The following is a 2,002-nucleotide window of genomic DNA, read 5'->3' on the forward strand; positions in this document are numbered from 1 at the left end:
TGTAGTCCCGAGCAGATTTGAACTGCTGACCCCTACATTATCAGTGTAGTGCTCTAACCAACTGAGCTACGGGACTATTTGTTTTTGAGCTTTGAAGACTATTTGAGTATTGATTTCTCAGTTTCACTTAGCCTGCTTACTCGTTTTGGTAGTCCCCCACGCTCGGTCTGGAACACTGAACTAATGTTTCATCCTAATGGGTGTTTCTTTTGAGATTTTTATGGTCATTTATATCATTTAAACGCAGCAAGTAGTCAATTCTACTCCAGAAAGGAGGTATTCCAGCCGCACCTTCCGGTACGGCTACCTTGTTACGACTTAGCCCCAGTTATCGGTTTTACCTTAGGACGCTCCTTGCGGTTACATACTTTAGGTACCCCCAACTTCCATGGCTTGACGGGCGGTGTGTACAAGGCCCGGGAACGTATTCACCGCGTCATTGCTGATACGCGATTACTAGCGAATCCAACTTCAAGAGGTCGAGTTGCAGACCTCTATCCGAACTGTGAATGGCTTTTTGAGATTCGCTTGCTGTTGCCAGCTTGCTGCCCTCTGTACCATCCATTGTAGCACGTGTGTAGCCCCGGACGTAAGGGCCATGATGACTTGACGTCGTCCCCTCCTTCCTCTCTGTTTGCACAGGCAGTCTGTTTAGAGTCCCCACCATGACGTGCTGGCAACTAAACATAGGGGTTGCGCTCGTTGCGGGACTTAACCCAACACCTCACGGCACGAGCTGACGACAGCCATGCAGCACCTAGTTTCGTGTCCTTGCGGACTGATCTATCTCTAAATCATTCACTAACTTTCAAGCCCGGGTAAGGTTCCTCGCGTATCATCGAATTAAACCACATGCTCCTCCGCTTGTGCGGGCCCCCGTCAATTCCTTTGAGTTTCACCCTTGCGGGCGTACTCCCCAGGTGGAATACTTAATGCTTTCGCTTAGCCGCTAACTGTATATCGCTAACAGCGAGTATTCATCGTTTAGGGCGTGGACTACCAGGGTATCTAATCCTGTTTGATCCCCACGCTTTCGTGCCTCAGCGTCAATGACACCATAGTAAGCTGCCTTCGCAATCGGTGTTCTGTGACATATCTATGCATTTCACCGCTACTTGTCACATTCCGCCTACCTCTAGTGTATTCAAGCTCATCAGTATCAAGGGCACTGCGATGGTTGAGCCACCGTCTTTCACCCCTGACTTAATAAGCCGCCTACGCACCCTTTAAACCCAATAAATCCGGATAACGCTTGGATCCTCCGTATTACCGCGGCTGCTGGCACGGAGTTAGCCGATCCTTATTCCTTCGGTACATTCAGCTATCTACACGTAGATAGGTTTATTCCCGAATAAAAGCAGTTTACGACCCAGAGGGCTGTCTTCCTGCACGCGGCATGGCTGGTTCAGAGTTGCCTCCATTGACCAATATTCCTTACTGCTGCCTCCCGTAGGAGTCTGGTCCGTGTCTCAGTACCAGTGTGGGGGGTCATCCTCTCAGATCCCCTAGTCATCGTCGCCTTGGTGAGCCGTTACCTCGCCAACTAGCTAATGACACGCATGCCCATCTTAATCCTATAAATATTTGAACACAAAATAATGCTATCTCGTGTTGTTATGCGGTGTTAATCCGAATTTCTTCGGGCTATCCCCCAGATTAAGGTAGGTTGCATACGCGTTACGCACCCGTGCGCCACTTTTTCTCCCAGCAAGCTGGGAAATATCGTTCGACTTGCATGTATTAGGCCTGCCGCTAGCGTTCATCCTGAGCCAGGATCAAACTCTCCATTGTAAAATGTGTTGTTTGAACGCTGACCATTCTTAACTTGTATTAATAATAGTCTTTATTCTAATTGTATTGTCTGTTAGATTTTGACTCTAAAACTTAGCTCCAGTTTCATGTACTTTGAACCGTACCTTGTTACCTCGCTGCGTTTGTATAAATGACATCTCTTTAATGAACTTCGCGGCCGCGCCTCACGGTGGCCTGTATATGTTGCAAT

At 48.2% G+C, this 2,002-nt stretch carries 1 tRNA gene and 1 rRNA gene; both read right to left on the reverse strand.

Annotated features, from left to right (window positions below):
• Window positions 1–2 precede the first annotated feature (2 nt).
• Window positions 3–76 (reverse strand) — tRNA-Ile (locus WG905_RS19455).
• 193 nt (window positions 77–269) lie between these two features.
• Window positions 270–1,791: ribosomal RNA gene (locus WG905_RS19460) — 16S ribosomal RNA — on the reverse strand.
• Window positions 1,792–2,002: the final 211 nt, after the last annotated feature.

It is taken from the genome of Pedobacter immunditicola, from assembly GCF_037482985.1.
Lineage (GTDB): Bacteria > Bacteroidota > Bacteroidia > Sphingobacteriales > Sphingobacteriaceae > Pedobacter > Pedobacter immunditicola.